Genomic DNA, 19,731 nt, shown 5'->3' on the forward strand with positions numbered 1-19,731 from the left:
CCAAGCTGCGCGTCGTGCGCCTTTATGTATTTGCCGTCGAGATGCGCCTTGCCCGTTTCGAGGAGCCGGTTGAAGACATGAAAGAACTCCTCGGCATGCGCATAACGTTCGTCGTGCGGCAGGAAGACGCCGTCGCCGGCAAGCTCCCTGGCGCTTCCGCCAACGACGATATTGAGGAGCAGACGCCCCCTCGAGACGCGGTCGAGGGTCGCGGCGAGCCGGGCATAATAGGCGGGCGACGCGATGCCGGGGCGAATGGCCACGAGGAACTTCAGGTTCTCCGTGAAGGCCGCCAGGTGAGCGGCAAGGATGAAGGATTCCTCGCAGGCCACCCCGGTCGGGAGGAGCACGCCGGAATAGCCCAGCCGGTCCGCCGCCGTGGCGATCTCGCGAAAATAGCCGGTGTCTGCCGGGCGGCTCAGATCGTCGGAGCCGAGATAGGCTCCATCGCCGGAGGTCGGAATGAACCAGAGGAAATCGAGTGGCTTGTCCGCAGTTGTCATGTCTGATCCTTTCACGGAGCCGTTTCAGCTTGCCTTCGGCCGCCAGGCGACATCGGCGATCGTCAGCGCCTTCGGCAGGATGCCGAGACCATGGAATTCGTCCGCCAGCGCTTGCTGGTAGGTGAGTGCATCATCCGACAGGGTCGCCACCTTGCTGAGGTCTGCCCCCTTGCGCGTCAGGATCGTTCGGGTGACCTCAACGGGAATGCCGGTGATCTCCGATAGCGCCGGAACGGTCTCCTCGAGGTTGGCCTGCGCCCAGGCTCCGACCTTGGCGAGTTCGTCGAGCACATCGGTGATCACCTCCGGCTGGGCGGCGGTGAAATCTCCGTTGCCGAAGAAGAAGCTCCAGCTGTCGACGATGCCTTCGGCGGTTGTCAGGACCCGGGTCTGCGGGTCCGCCTCGGCAACGGCAAAATAGGGGTCCCATATCGTCCAGGCGTCGATGCCTCCGGTCTTGAAGGCGGCCGCCGCATCCGGCGGCGCGAGATCGGCAGCCTCGATGTCGTCGGTCGTCAGGCCAGCCTTGCGCAGAGCCTTGACGGTGAAGTTATGAGCGCTGGAACCGCGCTTGAAGGCGATCTTCTTCCCCTTCAGGTCCGCGAGCGCGGCGATCGGCGAGTCCCTCGGCACGAGAATAGCGGAACCCGATGCCGTACCCTTGTAGCTGCCGACGTAAAGGAGATTGGCCCCGGCTGTCTGCGCAAAGAGCGGCGGAACGTCCCCGGTCGGTCCAAAATCCAGAGAACCGGCGCCAAGTGCCTCGAGAAGCGGCGGCCCCGACGTGAACTCCGCCCAGCTCACGGTCAGGCCGCGTTCCCCTAGCCGCTTCTCAAGTGCGCCGGTGCGCTTTGCCAGTGCCAGTACGCCGTTCTTCTGCCAGCCGATGCGGAATTCGTTGGCCGCCCTTGCCGGCCGGATATTCGGCGCGCTCAAGGCCGCGGCGGTAGCGCCGATGAGTGCGAGGGTCTGTCTGCGAGTGATCATTTTCCACCCCTGTCTGATCGCTGAGGATAACGCAGCTCGAGAGAATGATAAGATAGTCTATAAATTTACTAAGGAATATTTTTCCAAAGAGTTCGGCGGCGGCGGAGATTATCGTTACTCTCCGACAAGGAATGCGAATGGCTTCCTGCGACAGGAGAAGCGAACGGCGGCCTGCCTGCGCCTCAGTCGCCCATGCGGCGGCATCAGTCCACTAGTCAGCGGTGCTACCATCCGCTACGGCATGGGACTGGTCGTGCAGCACGATGATTATGTCGTAGACAGGCTCAAGTCGCGTCGCTGCAAAATCTAATATCCGGCTTCCATACCAACTAGGGTCGCAAGCAATGGCAGAGTTTCCGCAAAGGGCGAAGGTCGTAATCATCGGTCTGGGTGGCATCGTTGGCGCATCGATCGCCCATCACCTGATCGAGCGTGGCTGGGACGATATCGTCGGTATCGACAAGTCCGGCATTCCGACCGACATCGGCTCAACGGCGCACGCCTCGGACTTCTGCTACACGACGAGCCACGACTTTCTATCGGTCTGGACGACGCAATATTCGATCGATTTCTTCGAGAAGATGGGCCACTACGCCCGCATCGGCGGCCTGGAAGTCGCACGCACCGGCGACGACACCTGGATGGAGGAGATCAAGCGCAAGCTTTCCTCCGCCAAGGCCTTCGGCACCCGCGCGCACTATGTCTCGCCGGCCGAAATCAAGAAGATGTTCCCGCTGATCGAGGAAGATCAGGTCATGGGCGGCATGTTCGATCCGGATGCCGGCCTCGTCGTTCCGCGCTCGCAGACGGTTGCCGGCAAGCTGGTCGATGCGGCAGAAAAGTCCGGCAAGCTGCAGGTCTTCGGTAATACGCCGGCAACGTCGCTCCTCGTCGAGAACGGCCGCGTCAAGGGCGTCGTCACGCATCGCGGCATGATCATGGCCGACCATGTCATCGTCTGCGCCGGCATCTGGGGCCGCCTGATCGCCGAAATGGTCGGCGAAGACCTGCCGGTCATGCCGGTCGACCACCCGCTCACCTTCTTCGGCCCGTACAATGAATTCGAAGGCACCGGCAAGGAAATCGGCTTCCCGCTGCTGCGCGACCAGGGCAACTCCGCCTATATGCGCGACACCGGCGACCCGAAGACCACCGAAGGCGGCCAGATCGAGTGGGGCTATTACGAGGCCACCAATCCGCGCCTCTGCCATCCGCGCGACATTCTCGAAAAGCACGAGGCACGCCTGTCGCCCTCGCAGCGCGACCTCGAGATGGAGCAGATCATCGAGCCGCTCGAGCGCGCCATGGAACTGACGCCGATCCTCGGCGAGCTTGGCTATAACGAGGGCCACTCCTTCAACGGCCTGCTGCAGGTATCGGCCGCCGGCGGCCCCTCCTGCGGCGAGAGCCAGAAGGTGCGCGGTCTCTGGTACTGCGTCGCCATCTGGGTGAAGGACGGCCCGGGCTACGGCAAGCTGATTGCCGATTGGATGACGGACGGACGCACCGAGATCGACCATGCCTCGATCGACTATGCCCGCTTCTACCCGCACCAACTCGAAGAGAAGTTCATCGAGAACCGCTGCTTCGAGGCGGCGCAGAAGATCTACTTCCCGGCCGTGCATACGCGTGAGCCCTATGCGAGCAGCCGCAACGTCAAGCGCTCGCCCTTCTACGAGCGCGAGAAGGAACTCGGCGGCTACTTCATGGAACTGGGCGGCTGGGAGCGCGCCCACGGCTATGCCGCCAACGAGCACCTCCTGGAAAAATACGGCGACCGCGTTCCGGTGCGCGAGAACGAATGGGACAACCGCCATTTCTGGCGCGTTTCCAACGCCGAACATCTGGCGATGAGCGAGGATTGCGGCATCGTCAACCTCTCGCACTTCCATATGGTCGATATCGAAGGCCCGGACCACGTCGAGCTTCTCGAGTGGCTTTGCGCCGCCAAGGTCGGCGGAGACGGCAATATCGGCAAAGGCATCTACACCCACTTCCTCGATGACGAGGGCATGGTGCGGGCCGACTTCACCGTCTTCCGCATGGCCGACCGCTGCCGCCTCGTGAACGGCGCCGATGCCGGCCCGCGCGACTTCCACTACATGCGCCGCGTCGCGGAGGACCGAGGCCTCGACGTCACCATCACGGACGTTTCGGAGAAGTTCATCACCGTCGGCATCTGGGGCCCCAATGCCCGCCAAACGCTGAAGAAGGTGGTCGCCGATCCGGCCGGCCTCGATCCCGAGAACTTCCCCTTCGCCGCGATCAAGCAGATCGAGATCGCCGGCACGCCGGTCTCCGCCTTCCGCATCTCCTATGTCGGCGAGCAGGGCTGGGAACTGCACATGAAGTACGAGGACGGCCTGGCCGTCTGGGATGCGCTGCGCGCCACGGGCGTCATGGCCTTCGGCGTCGAGACCTATGCGAACTCGCGCCGCATGGAAAAGAGCCTGCGCCTGCAGAACGCGGATCTTCTCACCCAGTACAACCTCATCGAGGCCGACCTCGCCCGTCCGAAGGTCAAGGAAGCGGACTTCCGCGGCAAGGCGAAGCATCTCGAGTACAAGGCGCGCGAGCACCAGCCCGCGATGCTCTGCACGCTCGTCGTGACGGAGAACACCGACAGGAACGGCGTGAAGCGCTATCCGGTCGGCAACCTGCCGGTCATGGACCCGGAGACCGGCGAGGTGCTGATCGACGAACTCGGCCGCCGCTCCTACACCACCTCCATCGCCTACGGCCCGACGATCGGCAAGAACATCGCGCTCGCCTATCTGCCCTGGTCCCATTGCCAGGTCGGCCGCAAGCTGAAGGTCGAGTATTTCGCCGAGTCTTATCCCGTCGAAGTCATCGGCGTCGGCTACAAGCCGCTCTACGACCCGGAAAACCTCAAGCCGCGCAGCTGACGGGCCCGAAGGACTCTTTTTAGCGATGAGAATAAGCGAGCCTTCCCAACGGAAGGCTCGCTTTTTTCGTGTGCAGTTCCCCGCCGCTGGCTCGCCGCGCGATCGACGAAAGGCTGGTCTACCGGGTTTCAGCGCCGATCAGCACGAAAGCGACAGTCGCCGGTTCACCATTCGGGTTGCGCCAGGCGTGGCGCGCGCCGTGCTGAACCACGCTGTCTCCGGCGCCGAGATTCACCGTCGCACCGTCGTCGAGCTCGAGCGTGACCTTGCCGCTGAGCACGATGCCATAGTCCATGGTCGGCGTGGTATGCATGCCGGGATTGTCCATCTCGAAGGTTTCGGCGATGCCGGGCGCGGCGGCCATGTGCTCGGCACCCGCAAGATCGGGCCGGAATTCCGGCGACATCATCACGGCATCCGGTGGAAAGGTCACGATGAGCAAGGTCGAGCCACCGGCGGACTGCAGCAGCGTTCCATCGCTCGCCATCGGGTCCCTGCCATCATAGGGCAAGGATGGCACACCGGCAGTCGTCCAGATCGGTGCGGAGATGAAGCCCGGCGTGTGCTTGAGCGCCATTTCGCGGGGTGACGCCCCGTCACTGACAACCACCGATTTGCCGGCGGCATTTTTCGCGGTTACCACGCGTCTGAAAGTCATGACTTCCTCCCCAGTCATTAAGCCGTTTTGAAAACCCGCCGGACACCGGCGGGCCTTTCGAGATATCAAGGGCAAATCACATAGTTTGAAAAGCCGCCATGACGCTGGGCGATGCCCGAAATCGCCGAATTGACGTCCGCAAGCGGGTAACTCTGCGTCTCCAGGAGCGATAGATCGACCACGCCGGAGCCGACCATGTCGGCCATTTCCTGGCCTTCCGCCGTCGTCAGCCAGGCCGATCCGTAGAGACGCTGGTTGCGGTCCATCAACCGATGGACGTCGATTTCCACCGGACCGGCGATGGCCCCGATGTCGACGGCGATGCCGCCACGGCGAAGGCTTAGCAGGCCCTGTCGGAAGGTTTCATGCAGCCCGCCCGGGCCCAGACAATCGAGGAAGGCGTCGACGCCCTCGCCATCCGTATGCTTCATGGCGAAATCGGCAACGCTGCCATCGGTGATCGAGAAGACCTCGATTCGGTTCGGCGCCAGCGCCTTGATTTCTTCGAGAAGTTTTTTGTCGCGCCCGGTTCCGAGAATCTTGTTCACGCCCATGGCGAGGCCGAAAATCGCAGCCCCGATGCCGAGCGTGCCGCTGATGCCGTTGACGAGAACCGTGTCGCCGGGTCCGGCATTGACCTTCTTCAGCGCCGAATAGGCCGTGCCAAGATAGCCGAGGCGTGCCGCCTGCCCGTAGTCCATGTTGTCTGGGATCCTCACGATCGCGGAAGCCGGCGCGACCATGTACTCGCTCAAGCCGCCGCCCGGATAGTCGGCGAAAGTCTGCATGGCATGTTCGGAGAACCCGAAATAGCCCTGGAACGCATAGTGTTTGCAGGAGATGGTGTCGCCGCGACGGCAGTGGCGACATGATCCGCAGCTGCGGCCGGGATTGACGTAGACCCGGTCACCGGGCTTCAGGCCATGGACCTGGCGCCCAACCGCAGCAACCTCGCCCGCCGGATCGAGACCAAAGACGGCCGGGAGCGGCGGCAGCGGCATATGCGGGAACCAGGTCGTCCAATTGGCCAGGATATTGCCGAGATTCGGCACGATACCGCACGCCTTGACCCGTACCAGCACATCCATGTCACCCGGCCTCGGCGTTTCCAGCGTCTCAAGCCGCAGCTCGCCGCCGACGGTATGCATGCGCGCAGCAATCATTGTTTGCGGAATGGTCATGAAGTCCTCCTCGAATACGAAAACCCGAACGGGTCCGGCGCTCCTCCGCCTCACCATTTCGTAGCGGAGTATTTTCGAAATTTCAACTGATTTCGTAAAATTTGCGAATTCGCGTACTATAGAGCTGGCGCCGGCTTGCCAGAATACCGGCACAAGTGTTTACGATATTCATCTCAATTTCGAAATACGAGGCGCGCTATCATGCGTTACCTGAGCTTCCTGCACAATGGCCATGCGAGCTACGGCTGCATCCTCGATGGCGGCGTCGCCGACCTTGCCAGACGAAGCGGCCATGTCGATCTGGCAAGCTATATCGCCGCGAATTTCGACCGCCTTGGATCGGAAGAAGCGTTGCGGCCCGATTTTGCCCTGGATGCGATCCGCTACCTGCCGGTCATTCCCAACCCTTCGAAGGTCCTCTGCGTAGCGACAAACTACTACGAGCCTCAGGAAGTCATTGCTGGCAGGCCGGAATACCCCCTGCTCTTTTCCCGCTTTGCCGCATCCCAGACCGGCCATGACGAACCATTGGCCAAGCCGGATGTCTCAGAGAAGTTCGACTATGAGGGCGAACTCGCCGTCATCATCGGACGAACCGGCCGACATATCGCGGAAGCGGACGCGCTGACGCATGTTGCTGGCTACACCTGTTTCAACGATGGCAGCGTTCGCGACTGGCAGAAGCACTCGACGCAGTTCACAGCGGGCAAGAATTTCGCCCGGACCGCTGGCTTCGGGCCCTGGATGGTCTCGGCCGACGAACTGACCGACCCCACGGGCCTCGCGCTGACCACCCGGGTTAACGGCGAAGTCCGGCAAAGCAACAACACCAGCCGACTGATCTTTTCCATTCCCTGGCTCATTTCCTATGTCAGCCAGTTCACCCTTCTCGAGCCCGGCGACGTGATCGTGACGGGCACGCCCTCCGGCTTCGGCTCGAGCCGCAATCCGCCCGTGTTCCTCAATGCCGGCGACGTCGTCGAGGTCGAAATCGACAGAATCACGCTCCGCAACACCGTCGCATCCGAGACGTGATCCCAATAATTTCGACAATATATTTTATTTCGAAATTATCTTGATGCCGATCGATGGATGCGGTATGAGACAGCAATGGCCGGTTTCAGAAATTGAGGAGGAAACCATGACTCATATCGTGCATGCCGTCGGGCACATGAAGGTCAATGTCGTCGACCCGCAGGCCGTCACCCGGGATGCAACGGACATCCTCGGCCTGCACGTCACGCATCAGGACGATCGCCAGACCTGGCTGAGCTCGAATGGCCGGGCCGCGGAGCTCGTGCTGGTCCATGCCGACGAGAACTCCGCCCACACCATCGGGCTCGAAGCTCTGACGTCGGAATTGGTGGCCGAGGCCGCGTCCCGCATCGAGGCCGCCGGATGCCGGATCCTTTCCCGCGAGCCGAGCCTCGACTGCATCGCCGATGCCGTGACCTTTGCGACTCCGGAGGACTTGCGCTTTGAAATCCACACGCCGATCCGCAACAGGACCTATGGCCGGCGCTATCAAACCACGGGCGTCGGGCCGAACCGGATCGACCACATCAACCTGATCACGCCGGACCCCGCAGCCACCCGTGCGCAGCTCGAGGCGATCGGCGGCTTGAGACTATCCGAGCGAATGGTCAATGACAGCCTGAGCTGGATGTATGGCGGCAACCGCCAGCATCATGTCCTCGGGCTCGTCAAGGGCCGGGCGGCCGGCCTGCACCACGTCTCCTTCGAGTTCCTCGAATTCAACCAGTATCTGCGCCTCGGCGACATTCTCGACCAGTTAGACCGGCAGATCCTGTGGGGACCCGGCCGCCACCGCCCCGGCGACAACACCTATGCCTATTACACCGATGCCAGCGGCATGATGATCGAATGCTCGGGCGTGATGGCGCAGATCGCCGACGATGCCGATTTCACCGCCAATGTCATCACCAATCTCGAGCAGCCGGGCAATGTCCGCGCCATGAATGTCTGGGGGACACCGGCGCCGCTCGAATGGCGCGAATATTTCCATCCCTTCGCCCAGATCGCCTGATCCAGACCGAGGTGAAAGCCAATGCAGGAAAAACTCACATTCATGTCCGACGGCCTGAAGCTCTCGGCCGTTCTTCATGTTCCGGATCAACGCAAGCCCGGGCAGAAGCTGCCGGCCTTCATCGTCTGCCACGGCTTCGTCGGCTCGAAGGATGAAAGCCACGCCCAGATCCAGGCCGAAATGATGGAAGCCTTCGGCTATGTCGCGCTGCGCTTCGATTTCCGCTGCTGCGGCGAAAGCGAAGGCGAGCGGGCGCAGGTCCGCTGCTTCGATCAGGTGGCCGATGCGAAGAATGCGCTGACTTTCCTTGCCGAGCGCGAGGAAGTCGATCCGCAACGCATCGGCATCACCGGCCACAGCTTCGGCGCTGCCGTGTCGGTCTATGCCGCCGGCGTCGATGACCGCTTCGCCTGCTGCCTTTCCTCCTGCGGCTGGGGCAATGGCGAACGCAAGTTCCGCGGCCAGCATCCGACCCAGGAATCCTGGGACAAGTTCATCGGCATTCTCGAGAACGGCCGCAAGCACAAGCAGGAGACCGGCGAAAGCCTATGGATGTCGCGCTTCGACGCCGTGCCGATCCCGGAGCATCTGCGCAAGAACCTCTCGCCCAAGGCAATCATGGAAATCCCCGTCGAAACCGCCTGGTCGATGTACAATTTCCGCGCCGACGACGTGGTGGCCAATATCGCGCCGCGCCCGCTTCTTCTGTTCCACACGGCCAACGACATCATCACGCCGACCCTTGAATCGGTGCGGATGTTCGAAAGGGCCGGTCAGCCGACCGAGCTGATGCTCATCGACACGACCGCGCATTTCCCGCTGGCGCCCAACGACGCGCCGCGTACGAAAATGATGGTCAAGGGCTGGCTCGACAAGTTCTTTCCCTCGCCGCTCGGAGCCATCGCATGAGCACCGAACCGGCCAGAAGGGTGATTGCCAAGGACATCTTGGAAGCGTTCTCCGCATCGCTGCTGGAGGCGGGCGGGTTCAGGGCGGACTACGCCCGCCAGTCCGCCGAACTTCTGGTCTGGGCCAATCTGCGCGGCGCTGATTCTCACGGCGTCCTGCGCATTCCCCGCTATATCGAGATGGCGGAGCTGGGCATCGTCAAGGGCGACGCGAAACCGGAACTGTCGCGAGAATTCGGAGCGGTCGCGGTCATCGACGGCGACCGTGTGCCGGGCGCAACCGGCATGTCGATGGCCGTCGACAAGGCCGTGGAGCTCGCCGAAAAATTCGGCATCGGCCTCTGCTCGATCGTGCGGACGAGCCATGCCGGGGCGATCGGCTATTTCACCGAGAGAGTTGCAAGGGCCGGCATGGTCGGCATCGCCATGACCGCCTCGAAGCCGCTGATGGTCTATCATGGCTCCAGGGTCGAAGGCGTCTCCACCAATCCGATCTCGATCGCGGCCCCCAGCCGCAACGCGGCCCGCCCGATCGTGCTCGACATGTCGACGGCGGCGGTCGCGTTGGGCAAGGTCATGGCGGCGAAGGACGCCGGAAAGTCCATCCCGCCGGATTGGGGAGTGGATTCGAAGGGCATCGCAACCACAGACCCAACCAGGGTCAAGGCGGTCTTGCCGATGGCGGGCCCAAAAGGCTCCGGGCTTTCGCTGATGATCGAGATCCTGGTGAGCGTCCTCGGCGGCAACCCTCTCATCTCGGCCGCCCTGACCGACAAGCGGGATGCCGGATTCAACGGACTGATCATTGCCCTCAGTCCAACCGCCTTCGGACCCCGCGATCATCTTGAGGATGAGGTCGATCGGCTTGCCCGCGCCATCAAAGACTTGCCGCCGGCTTTGGGAACCGATGACGTGTTGCTGCCCGGAGAGCGCGGTTTCCTGCTCGCCGAAAGGAGGCTTCAGGAAGGTATTCCGCTCGCCCATGGCACGATAGGCCGACTTTCGGAGGAAGCCGGTAAACGCGGCATTGCTGTTCCGCCCGAACTCCGATGAAGCCGGACTGGCCACCCTTGAAAAGCGTGCGACAGGGCTTCCGCCGCAAGACCGATAGCACAGGCGCAAGTGGAACACGGCGCCATCGTTTATCGATTGTTCTCTCTCGGCACTCTGCCGCGGAACACCGCGACGGCGGCTCCGATCGTGCCGCCAGTGACCACGCCTGCAGAGCCGCCGGCAAGGATTGCGATGAGGCAGTTGAGGATCGCGACTGCTAGCCCCTGGTCTGAAAGGAAAACGAGGCCGGCGACGAGGCCGACAAGGGCGCCTATGAGACCGACAGCGATCGCGAACAGCGTCACCGATTCCGAAGGGTCGATCTGGCGGACAGGCTGCTCGTGCCGAACCGAGCTCGCTCTTGTGGCCAAGTCATGCTCCGAGGAGCGGTCGCCCGAGTGCTCGTCTACTCCGTTTTGCATTCTATCCTCCGAGGCGGAGTTTCAGGACACCATCGTCTTGTCACCGGAAACGCCGCCGCCTGCAGGCTGTTCCGCTCGCTCTTGTCGACCTGGATCCGTCAGCGGCATCTCGTCCTCGTCGTTCAACAAGACCCTTTCGGCCGCTCCATCCAGATCGTCATATTGTCCGGAGCGCAGCGACCAGAAAAAGGCCAGCAGCCCGACGGCCCCCATCGCCAATGCAGTCGGTATGAGGACGACAAGGTAGTTCATCCCCTCACCCTCGCCGGTTCTTTGACGCGGATGTCAGCACGGACGCCTCCCATTCCCGCGCCGAGGCGCAGGGCGTTTGCCACGACCGCGATCGAAGACAGGGACATGGCAATGGCGGCGGCCAGCGGCGTGACCTGTCCGGCAATGGCAAAGGGAACGCTGACGATGTTGTAGGCGATCGCCAGCCCGAAATTCTGTCGGATCAGCGCATCGGCGCGGGAGCCGGTCCGCACGATTTCTTTGACGGCGAGGAGGTTGTGCCCCAGGAAAACGAAGTCGGAGGCGCTTCGCCCGATGTCCGTTGCCGACGAGGGAGCGATCGACACATGGGCGGCAGCCAGCGCCGGTGCGTCGTTAAGTCCGTCTCCGATCATCAGCACCTTGCGGCCGGCGCCCGAAAGCGCCCTGATGACGTCCACTTTCTCACTTGGAAGCAGCTCGGCCGAGAAGTCTTCGATCGCCAATTGCCGGGCGACGGACGAAACCGCCGCACGATTGTCTCCCGAAACTATCCCCACCGACAATCCGGCGGCCTGCATGAAATCGACCAGTTCCCGAGCCCCTGGGCGAAGGGCGTCCTCGAAGGAGAACATGGCAATCGCTTCGCCATTCCTCGAAAGCACCGATGAAGACCGGCCTTCTTCTTTCCGCGGCGGCGGGGCCGACACCCATGAGGGACGGCCGAGCCGGTAGACCGTATCTCCGGCCCGCGCCTCAATTCCACATCCATGAAACTCTTCCACCTCGTCGAACGTCCCGCAGAACTGTGCTCCGTCGGGGCTTGCCGCGACAATCGCGACAGACGCCGGGTGCTTTGAATATTTCGCTATTGCGGCCGCCACGCACAGGATGTCCGGCGGGATATTCCCCGAATCGACCAGCCGGACCTCGCCAAGAGTCAGCGTTCCCGTCTTGTCGAACAGAACGGTGTCGACCTCGTTCAGTCTTTCGAATGCAGACCCGTCGCGAACCATGATCCCCCGTTCGAAAAGGCGCCGCACGGCCACGACCTGCACCATTGGCACGGCGAGGCCGAGCGCACAGGGGCAGGTTATGATCAGCACGGCGACGGCGATGGTGACTGCCTGATGGAGGTCCCCTGTTGCATGGAACCCGCCGAACAACGAAATCAGCGCGACGCCGTGGACGACGGGCGCGTAGAGCGCGGCGGCCCGGTCGGCGATCCGGCGGTAGGTCGAACGACCGCTTTCGGCCGCCTCCATCATCCGGGTCATCTCGGCGAGGAACGAACCGTCGGCAGAAGCCGTCGCCGCCAGGGTAAGCGGATTTGCAAGGTTCAGCACGCCGGACCGTATCGCGGTTCCGACCTCCGCGTGTTTCCACCGGCTTTCGCCGGTGACGAGCGAACAGTCGACTTTTGAGATTCCGTTGACGACGACGCCGTCGACAGGGACCCGTTCACCCGCCGCGACGATGAGATGCATGCCCGGCCTGACGTCCGCCAGCGGGACATAGTCGATCGCCCCGCCGGGAAGGATGATATTAGCGCCCTGCGGAGCCAGCTTCGCAAGCGCTCCCGCGGCTGAGCGCGCCTTGCCCCGCATGAGGTGATCCAGCGTCCGACCTGCCAGCAGAATGAACAGCAAGGAGGTGCTCGCGTCGAAGTAGACGTATGGCGCGTTCTGAACCGTGTCGTAGACGCTCAATGCGAAGGCAAGCAGGACGCCGACGCTGATCGGCACGTCCATGTTGGCCCGGCCGCGGCTCAGCGCCTTCCAGGCGGAGCGGTAGAAGATCCTGCCGGAATAGGCGACGGCCGGCAGCGCGAGCGCCGCCGAGACCAGATGAAAGGCATGGCGCGTCGCGGGGTCGGCGCCGGACCAGACGGAAACGGACAGGATCATGATGTTCATCGCCGAGAACCCGGCCACCGCGAGCGCTTTCAGCAGACTGGCAAGCAACGGATCCCGGCTCTCGTCCTCAAACGAGGTCGGATGCGCGGCATATCCGACTTCCGCGAGCGCGCCGGCAAAATCCGGGCAACCACCGTCCGTTGCCCGCCAGGTGATGGTGACGCGCTTCGTCGAGAGGTTGACGCGAGCAAGCTCCACGCCGGGGATTTTCCTGAGGGCGGTTTCCACGGCGGCGATACAGGCGGCGCAATGCACATCCGGTAGCGCCAACAGGACTTGGCAGAGGCCGTCACCAAGGTCGCGGCTGGCGAGCCCGATCTCCTTGGCACTCGCAGTTCTCGATGAACTGGCGCCCGCAAGTGGGACAGCGATGCCGGAGCAGCACGACATGGCTAACGCACCGCCTTATAGGCATGCCAGGTGGCATGCCCGAGCAACGGGAAGATCACGATCAGCCCGACGAATGCCGTGGCGATGCTGAGGAGGAACAGCGCCGACACGATCGCGCCCCAGACGAGCATCGCGCGGAGGTTGTTCCAGACCAGGGCCACGCTGACGCCCATCGCCGTGAATGCATCGATGCGCTGGTCGAGCAGCATCGGGATCGAGAACACGCTTATGGCGAAGGAAAATCCGGCAAAAAGCGCCCCGATCGCAATTCCGACCGCGAGCATCGCCCATCCAGTGGGTGTCGTCAGCAGCATTTGCGTGACGTGATCGAGCCCCGGAAAGGGGCGCACACCGAAGAACAATGCGTAAATAAGAACGGCTGCCCGCATCCAGAGGAGCATGAGCATGCAGAGAATAAGCCCGGTGAAGAACACCTGCGCGCCTGCCATCGGTCTGACGCGCAGCATGCCGCCAAGACTGACAGGCTGGGATTGTTCAAGGCGCGCGCTCTTCAGGTAGAGTCCGATGGCCAGGAGCGGCGCGATGATCATGAAGCCCGCGACGGCTGGAAACAGGAAATAGTCGCGCCCCGTGGCGAACAGGAGCCAGATGGTCAGGAAGGAAACGACGAAGACGGCGACCCCGTAACTCAGGCTGAGCATCGGATAGGTGATCAGGTCGCGCCACCCTTTCCCAAGCCACTCGAACGGCGCCTGGGCCGGGAGATTACGCTGCCATTTCGGGTTCCAGGTCTCCTCTATCCCCGAGACCTCGCCGATCAGCCTCCGTGTCTTTCCATTCGCAGCCATAGGACCCTCCTTGGATCCGCCTCGTGGTCAACAGGATGATTTTGCCGCCCTGTACTGGCCCGGCGCGGCCTCCATGCCCTTCAGATGGGCGACGCAGCCCGGATCGCTGTCGATCGCCACGTAGAGCAGATGCGCATTGGCGCCGAGAAAAATCACCGCCGCCGCGAAAATCCACCAGGCCAACACCGATCTGCTTTGTGGGGTGGCGGCTTTCATCACGGCTTCTCCACCCCCAGCGCATTGACATAGAGCGCCAGGATCTTGATTTCCTCGGGTGTCAGCCTCTCGTCCCATGTCGGCATGTGGCCCTGGCGCCCGCCATGGACGGATTCGATGATATTCTGCAGGGTACCGCCGTAGATCCAATAGGCATCGGTGAGGTTCGGAGCGCCGACCTCCCGCTTGCCTCTCGCGTCTTCGCCGTGACAGGCGGCGCAAGTGGTGAGGAACACTTCTCTGCCCGCCTCGATGCGGCCGACATTGTCCGGCGTGGAGTATCCGGGATTGGTCAGCGAATAGACGTAGGCGGCGACATCCCGCACCTGATTGCGGTCGAGCATCTCGTCGCGCCCGAACGACGGCATCTGCCCGACACGGCTCTCGGGGTGCCTGGTGTTGATGCCGACCCTCAAGGTCTGGGCGATGTTCTCCGGTCCGCCGCCCCAGAGCCAGTCGTCATCCGTCAGATCCGGATAGTTGCTCCCTCCCTTGCCGTCCATGCCATGGCAGACGGCGCAGTTGTCTCCGAAGAGTTGATGGCCGGTGGAGCGGACCGTTGCCATCAACTGCTCGTCCGCCCTTATCTGGTCGTAGGAGAGCGTGTCGATCTTCTTCTCCCAGACCGCTCTCGCCGCCGCTGCCGCGGCGAGCTTTTCTTCGACGACGTTCCGCTCGTCGATTCCGAGCAGCCCCCTCGTGTAGGTGGTGCCGAGCGGCCAAGTCGGAAGAAGAACCCACCAGAGCAGCGCGAACAGATGGGTCAAGACCAGAAAGAGCAGCACGCCTCTCGGAACGGGCGTATCGAGCTCCTTGATGCCGTTCCACTCATGTCCCGTTGTTTTTCGGCCGCTGATCGGGTCGACTTCCTCTACGTCCATGGCCGGTCGTCCTCGTCGAGAATGTTTTTCTTGGCCCGATCGAAGCGCTCCCGGTTCGCCGGCCAGAACGTGTAGACGAGCACGCAGATCGAGAACCCGATCAGGTAGAAGAGCCCCCAGGTCTTCGCTGCCTCCACCAATGTCGCGTGCGTCAGATCCATGAACGCAGTTCCCCTTCGGCTCAGTCGTTCGGGTTGGGTGGCTGTTCCGGAGCGGCGGTGTTCTGATATGCCGCCTTTGTCAGCCGCCCGAGAACCTGCAGGTAGGCCACCAGCGCGTCCATCTCCGTGACCCGCGTGGTCACCCCGTCGAATGCGCTCACCTGCGTCTCCTCCCCGTAGCGTTCCGTCACACCGGATGCCTGTTCGCTGTCCGGGACCGCCTGGCCGAAGGCGTCGCGAGCAGCATTCTCGATCATGTCGTCGGTATAGGGAACGCCGACGCTTCGCTGTGCCCGCAGATGGGAGCCGAGGTCGTCGAGACGCAGCGGCGTCCGTGCCAGCCACGAATAGGCCGGCATGTTCGACTCCGGCACGACATCGCGCGGATTGGTGAGATGGGCGACGTGCCAGAAATCGGAATACTTGCCGCCCACCCGCGCGAGGTCGGGTCCGGTGCGCTTCGAACCCCAGAGCATCGGGTGGTCATATTGGGACTCCACCGCCAGGGAGAAAGGCCCATAGCGCTCCACGTCGTCGCGCAGCGTGCGGATCATCTGGCTGTGGCACGCATAGCAGCCCTCGCGGATATAGATGTTGCGGCCGGCCAGCTCCAGCGGCGTGTAGAGACGCATGTCCTCGACGTTCTCGACCGTCTCGTCGATCGTAAACAGCGGAGCGATCTCCACGATGCCGCCGACACTGGCCGCGACGATGATCGCGAGCATGAAGCCGGTCGCCGTTCGCTCGAGCTTGCGATGAAGGAGTTCGGGCATGTCGCTACTCCGCGGGTCCGGTTGCCGCGGCTTCCGGCACCGGCCCGGCAAGCGGAACATCGTCATGCCGCTCCGTGCCGGCCACCGGAACATCCCTGACCGTCATCCAGATATTGTAGGTGGCGACAATAGCCCCGATGAGGAACAAGAGGCCGCCGAAGGTGCGCGCGATGTAGTAAGGGTACATCGCCAGAAGGGAATCCACGAAGGAATAGGTGAGCGTCCCCTCCTCCGAATAGGTCCGCCACATCAGGCCCTGGATGATACCGGAGTTCCACATGGCGAAGACGTAGATGACGGTACCGGCGGAGGCGAGCCAGAAGTGGACCTCGACAAGCGCCGCGGAATACATCCTCTCGCGCTTCCAGATCGCCGGCACGAGCGTGTAGAGGGAGCCGTAGGTGATCAACGCGACCCAGCCGAGCGCACCCGCATGGACATGGCCGACGGTCCAATCGGTGTAGTGCGAGAGCGAATTGACGGGACGGACCGCGAGGAACGATCCTTCAAAGGTCGAAAGGCCGTAGAAGAAGGCCGCCATCATGATGAAGCGCAGCGTCGCGTCGTCGCGGACCTTGTGCCAAGCCCCATTCAGGGTCAGCAGGGCGTTTCCGGCCGACGCCCAGGAAGGGACGAGCAGCATCACCGAGAATGTCATGCCGAGGTTCTGCACCCAGTGCGGCAGGGCGGTATAGTGAAGATGGTGCGAGCCGGCCCACATGTAGAAGAAGGTGATCCCCCAGAAGCTGAGGATCGACAGCCGGTAGGAAAAGATCGGGCGTTCTGCCCGCTTGGGCAGATAATAGTAGAGCATCGCCAGGAAGCCTGCCGTCAGGAAGAAGGCGACGGCATTGTGCCCGTACCACCATTGCACCATGGAGTCCTGCACGCCGGCCCAGATCGTGTAGCTCTTGGCGTGACCGAGGGAGACCGGAATTGTCAGGTTGTTGATGATATGCAGGATCGCCACGACCAGGATGAAAGCCATGTAATACCAGTTGGCGACGTAGATATGCGGCTCCCTGCGGCGCGCCAGCGTGCGTATGTAGAGGACGAAATAGGTGACCCAGACGATCACCAGCCAAAGGTCGGCGTACCATTCGGCCTCCGCGTATTCCTTGGACTGCGTCACGCCGATGAAGTAGCCGCTCACCGCCAGAATGCAGAACAGGTTGTAGCCGAACAGCACGAACCAGGGGCTCAACTGATCCGGAAGCCGTGCGCGCGAGGTCCTTTGAACCACATGCAACGAGGTCGAGATCAGCGCGTTGCCGCCAAATCCGAAAATGACGCCGGTTGTATGCGCCGGTCTGATCCGCCCGAAACTTGCCCATGCCGTGTCGAAGTTCAGGCTCGGCCAGGCGAGCTGAGCTGCGGCCCAGACGCCGAAGAACATGCCGAAGATCGCCCAGAAAAGCGTGAAGGCGACGCCGACCTTGATGGGATCGTCATAGTAGCGTGAGACGCGCGACGGGTCGGGGGCCGGGCCGAAGGATGTCGACATGATGAGATACAGCAGCGCCAAGCTATAGAGCAGGACGATCGCGCCATGGATTCCAAGCGGATCTGCCCGCCCGGCCGCAGCCATCGCTATGCCGACAACCGCCAAGACCACCAGGATGGCGGCCGCTAGGTCCCGTTCCCTCGTCGTCAACTGTCCCATGAAAGCTCCCCCATCATGTGCACAGCGCTGCTCAGCAAGCATCTATTTCCCGAGACGCACAAATCAAGGCTTGCCGCGAAAATGCTTGGGTTCTTTGGAACGCCGGCGAAATTTGCCAAGCCGTCATCGATGACCGCAGAACAGAAAAACAGGGTCGCGTGGCCCGAAGTGACCATCGCTACACGGCCTGCATTGCTTTAACTTCATGCAGAGCGGAGGCCTCGCAAGACACGGTCATTGACCGGACCTCGCACCGTCTCCGACCCAGACGGCGGATCGGCTCGATGACATCACGCTGGATGCTCTTGGCTGCTTCCTATCTTCTCGGCGCCGGCACCGCCGCGACACAAGATCCTGTTGCCGTGGACCTCCAACTGGTCCTGGCCGTCGACGTTTCCTACTCGATAGAACTGGACGAACTGCGGCTCCAAAGGGCAGGCTATGTGGAGGCGTTTCTGAGGCCCGAGATCATCAGGGCGGTCAGGACGGGGCCGCTCGGACGGATTGCCGTGACCTATGTCGAATGGGGCGGCAAGGCCATCCAGGTCCTGCCCTGGACCGTGATCGAGGACCCAGAGAGCGCGGCGCAATTTGCCGAGGCGCTGCGCCGACAGCCGATACGACGGATCTCGTTCACCTCGATCTCGAATGTGCTTGCCTTCGCGCGAAGGCTCATTCGCACGAGCCCCTACCGGGCAGGCCGACGCGTGATCGACGTCTCGGGCGACGGGCCCAACAATGCCGGGGTACCGGCGCCGGTTGCCCGGAACAACACCGTCGCCCAGGGGATCGTCATTGACGGGCTGGCGATCATGTTGAGAAGCACGCCGGACTCGGCCTCGATCCCGGATCTCGACGCCTATTACAAGGAATGCGTCATCGGCGGAGAAGGGGCATTCGTCATGAAGGTATCGGAGGCCAGCCAATTCTCCGCGGCCATCCTTGCCAAGCTCACGGCCGAGATCTCCGGACTGAAGGTCAGCGATTTGCGACAGCACCGGCCGGGGCTCAGACCTGCCGAATATGCGCAGTCCTATAACTGCTTCATCGGCGAAGAACTTCAGGAGCGCTCCATCGGCAGGTAGGTCGCCCTTCCTATGCACCATTAAGCGTTGGACGCCACCAGTTCGGAATGGGTCACGCTTGGAGCGCCGTCGAAGAAGGCGGCGACAAGCCGTCGCCACTCTTGGAAATCCTCCGAGTGGCGGAAGTCGACGAGGTGGTTTTATCCATGCTGGTGAATAAACGCGATCCTGCGCCTCCCTGCCTGACGATCCTGGCGCTGTTGTAAAATACCTGCAGCCCCGTCCGATTTGAGCGCTCAAGAAACGTGGAACTCCGTTCGCTGCTTCGAGTTCTTAGGGCATGTGGGATTGGGGTCCACCCCGAAACGGTTCACGCGATGATCGGGCCGCGGAGTGCGAAATGAACCCGGAAAAATGGATCCACCTGTGTATCGACATGCAGCGCATGTTTGCCGAGGGCACCCCTTGGCAAGTCGCCTGGATGCCCAAGGTGTTCGACCAGGTCGCTGAGGTCGCCGCCCGTTTTCCGGATCGAACGATATTCACGCGGTTCGTGCCACCGGCCTCTCCGGAGGAACTGCCCGGCATGTGGCGTGCGTATTACGAAAAATGGCCGATGATGACGACCGCTGAGCTTGACCGCGATCTGGTGGATCTCGTTCCGGACCTGAAGAAGCTGGTTCCGCCGGCGCATATCCTGGACAAGACCACCTATTCGCCCTGGACGGGCGGTCGGCTACATGGCGCCTTGACTCGGCAGGATATCGGGACGTTGGTCGTAACAGGGGGCGAGACCGACGTCTGCGTGCTGGCCGCGACACTTGGAGCTATCGATCTCGGCTACAAAGTCATTCTGCTGAAGGACGCGGTTTGCAGTACGACCGATCAAACGCACGATGCGTCGCTGGAACTTCTGGGCAATCGCTTCTCCGTTCAAGTGGAGGTCATCAGCACCGAAAGATGGTTGTCGTCACATTAGAGCGTTTCATGTTTTGACGGAAGCGTAGCCGGCGTTTGCGAAG

Annotated in this window: 22 protein-coding genes; 9 read left to right on the plus strand and 13 right to left on the minus strand. The window is 62.4% G+C overall.

The window, feature by feature from the left end; all coding sequences use genetic code 11:
- The coding region (locus N181_RS26520; protein ID WP_155621627.1) for an LLM class flavin-dependent oxidoreductase at positions 1-503 on the minus strand (503 nt) is incomplete at its 3' end.
- Between the two features lie 24 nt (positions 504-527).
- Positions 528-1,490, minus strand: coding sequence for an aliphatic sulfonate ABC transporter substrate-binding protein (locus tag N181_RS26525; protein WP_014329358.1), 963 nt, complete (start codon positions 1,488-1,490; stop codon positions 528-530).
- Here N181_RS26525 and N181_RS26530 point away from each other — a divergent pair.
- Both N181_RS26530 and N181_RS26535 read left to right on the plus strand, forming a co-directional pair.
- Positions 1,483-1,800: a hypothetical protein gene (locus N181_RS26530; protein ID WP_037436985.1), complete on the plus strand. Its 318-nt coding sequence runs from the start codon at positions 1,483-1,485 to the stop codon at positions 1,798-1,800. The genes N181_RS26525 and N181_RS26530 overlap by 8 nt on opposite strands.
- A gap of 34 nt (positions 1,801-1,834) precedes the next feature.
- Positions 1,835-4,396, plus strand: a complete 2,562-nt coding sequence (locus N181_RS26535; RefSeq protein ID WP_037394293.1) for a GcvT family protein — start codon at positions 1,835-1,837, stop codon at positions 4,394-4,396.
- Between the two features lie 118 nt (positions 4,397-4,514).
- Here N181_RS26535 and N181_RS26540 read toward each other — a convergent pair whose 3' ends face one another.
- Positions 4,515-5,054, minus strand: a complete 540-nt coding sequence (locus N181_RS26540) for a cupin domain-containing protein (RefSeq protein ID WP_014329360.1) — start codon at positions 5,052-5,054, stop codon at positions 4,515-4,517.
- 65 nt (positions 5,055-5,119) lie between these two features.
- Positions 5,120-6,235 carry an alcohol dehydrogenase catalytic domain-containing protein gene (locus N181_RS26545; RefSeq protein WP_037394286.1) on the minus strand — a complete coding sequence of 372 codons (1,116 nt, stop codon included), beginning with the start codon at positions 6,233-6,235 and terminating at the stop codon, positions 5,120-5,122.
- A 201-nt stretch (positions 6,236-6,436) separates the two neighbouring features.
- On the opposite strand from N181_RS26545, the gene N181_RS26550 reads away from it, so the two are divergent.
- From N181_RS26550 to N181_RS26565, 4 genes are all read left to right on the plus strand, one after another.
- A complete protein-coding gene (locus N181_RS26550; protein ID WP_060564009.1) occupies positions 6,437-7,270 on the plus strand; it encodes a fumarylacetoacetate hydrolase family protein in 834 nt (277 codons plus the stop codon).
- A gap of 106 nt (positions 7,271-7,376) precedes the next feature.
- Positions 7,377-8,282, plus strand: coding sequence for a VOC family protein (locus tag N181_RS26555; RefSeq protein ID WP_060564011.1), 906 nt, complete (start codon positions 7,377-7,379; stop codon positions 8,280-8,282).
- A 21-nt stretch (positions 8,283-8,303) separates the two neighbouring features.
- Positions 8,304-9,191, plus strand: coding sequence for an alpha/beta hydrolase (locus tag N181_RS26560; RefSeq protein WP_014329364.1), 888 nt, complete (start codon positions 8,304-8,306; stop codon positions 9,189-9,191).
- Entirely contained in the window at positions 9,188-10,243 is a 1,056-nt protein-coding gene (locus N181_RS26565; RefSeq protein WP_037394273.1) for an Ldh family oxidoreductase, read from the plus strand. The genes N181_RS26560 and N181_RS26565 overlap by 4 nt, the downstream gene beginning before the upstream one ends.
- A gap of 89 nt (positions 10,244-10,332) precedes the next feature.
- Here N181_RS26565 and N181_RS26570 read toward each other — a convergent pair whose 3' ends face one another.
- From N181_RS26570 to ccoN, 9 genes are read right to left on the minus strand one after another with little or no spacing between them, the layout of a single operon-like run.
- A complete protein-coding gene (locus N181_RS26570) occupies positions 10,333-10,665 on the minus strand; it encodes a hypothetical protein (protein WP_014329366.1) in 333 nt (110 codons plus the stop codon).
- Positions 10,666-10,686: 21 nt separating this feature from the next.
- Entirely contained in the window at positions 10,687-10,917 is a 231-nt protein-coding gene (gene ccoS, locus N181_RS26575; RefSeq protein WP_014329367.1) for a cbb3-type cytochrome oxidase assembly protein CcoS, read from the minus strand.
- The gene (locus N181_RS26580; RefSeq protein ID WP_037394270.1) at positions 10,914-13,181 is read right to left on the minus strand and encodes a heavy metal translocating P-type ATPase; all 2,268 of its coding nucleotides are present in this window, start codon (positions 13,179-13,181) and stop codon (positions 10,914-10,916) included. The genes ccoS and N181_RS26580 overlap by 4 nt, the downstream gene beginning before the upstream one ends.
- A gap of 2 nt (positions 13,182-13,183) precedes the next feature.
- Complete coding sequence (locus N181_RS26585; RefSeq protein WP_014329369.1) at positions 13,184-13,990, minus strand: DUF2189 domain-containing protein; 807 nt, start codon at positions 13,988-13,990, stop codon at positions 13,184-13,186.
- Positions 13,991-14,017: 27 nt separating this feature from the next.
- Complete coding sequence (locus N181_RS26590) at positions 14,018-14,209, minus strand: hypothetical protein (RefSeq protein ID WP_037394267.1); 192 nt, start codon at positions 14,207-14,209, stop codon at positions 14,018-14,020.
- Positions 14,206-15,087, minus strand: a complete 882-nt coding sequence (gene ccoP, locus N181_RS26595) for a cytochrome-c oxidase, cbb3-type subunit III (RefSeq protein ID WP_014329370.1) — start codon at positions 15,085-15,087, stop codon at positions 14,206-14,208. The genes N181_RS26590 and ccoP overlap by 4 nt, the downstream gene beginning before the upstream one ends.
- On the minus strand, positions 15,078-15,248 hold the full coding sequence (locus N181_RS26600) for a cbb3-type cytochrome c oxidase subunit 3 (RefSeq protein ID WP_014329371.1): 171 nt from the start codon (positions 15,246-15,248) through the stop codon (positions 15,078-15,080). The genes ccoP and N181_RS26600 overlap by 10 nt, the downstream gene beginning before the upstream one ends.
- A gap of 20 nt (positions 15,249-15,268) precedes the next feature.
- Positions 15,269-16,021, minus strand: coding sequence for a cytochrome-c oxidase, cbb3-type subunit II (ccoO, locus tag N181_RS26605; protein ID WP_037394262.1), 753 nt, complete (start codon positions 16,019-16,021; stop codon positions 15,269-15,271).
- A 4-nt stretch (positions 16,022-16,025) separates the two neighbouring features.
- Positions 16,026-17,684, minus strand: coding sequence for a cytochrome-c oxidase, cbb3-type subunit I (ccoN, locus tag N181_RS26610; RefSeq protein WP_037394259.1), 1,659 nt, complete (start codon positions 17,682-17,684; stop codon positions 16,026-16,028).
- Between the two features lie 284 nt (positions 17,685-17,968).
- Here ccoN and N181_RS26615 point away from each other — a divergent pair, with 284 nt between their 5' ends.
- From N181_RS26615 to N181_RS26620, 3 genes are all read left to right on the plus strand, one after another.
- Positions 17,969-18,769, plus strand: a complete 801-nt coding sequence (locus N181_RS26615; RefSeq protein ID WP_037394256.1) for a DUF1194 domain-containing protein — start codon at positions 17,969-17,971, stop codon at positions 18,767-18,769.
- A gap of 47 nt (positions 18,770-18,816) precedes the next feature.
- Positions 18,817-18,975, plus strand: coding sequence for a hypothetical protein (locus N181_RS33850; RefSeq protein ID WP_014329374.1), 159 nt, complete (start codon positions 18,817-18,819; stop codon positions 18,973-18,975).
- A gap of 134 nt (positions 18,976-19,109) precedes the next feature.
- The gene (locus N181_RS26620; RefSeq protein WP_037394253.1) at positions 19,110-19,688 is read left to right on the plus strand and encodes a cysteine hydrolase family protein; all 579 of its coding nucleotides are present in this window, start codon (positions 19,110-19,112) and stop codon (positions 19,686-19,688) included.
- The last annotated feature ends 43 nt before the right edge of the window (positions 19,689-19,731 follow it).

The sequence above is a fragment of the Sinorhizobium fredii USDA 205 genome (assembly GCF_001461695.1).
Taxonomy (GTDB): Bacteria; Pseudomonadota; Alphaproteobacteria; order Rhizobiales; family Rhizobiaceae; genus Sinorhizobium; species Sinorhizobium fredii.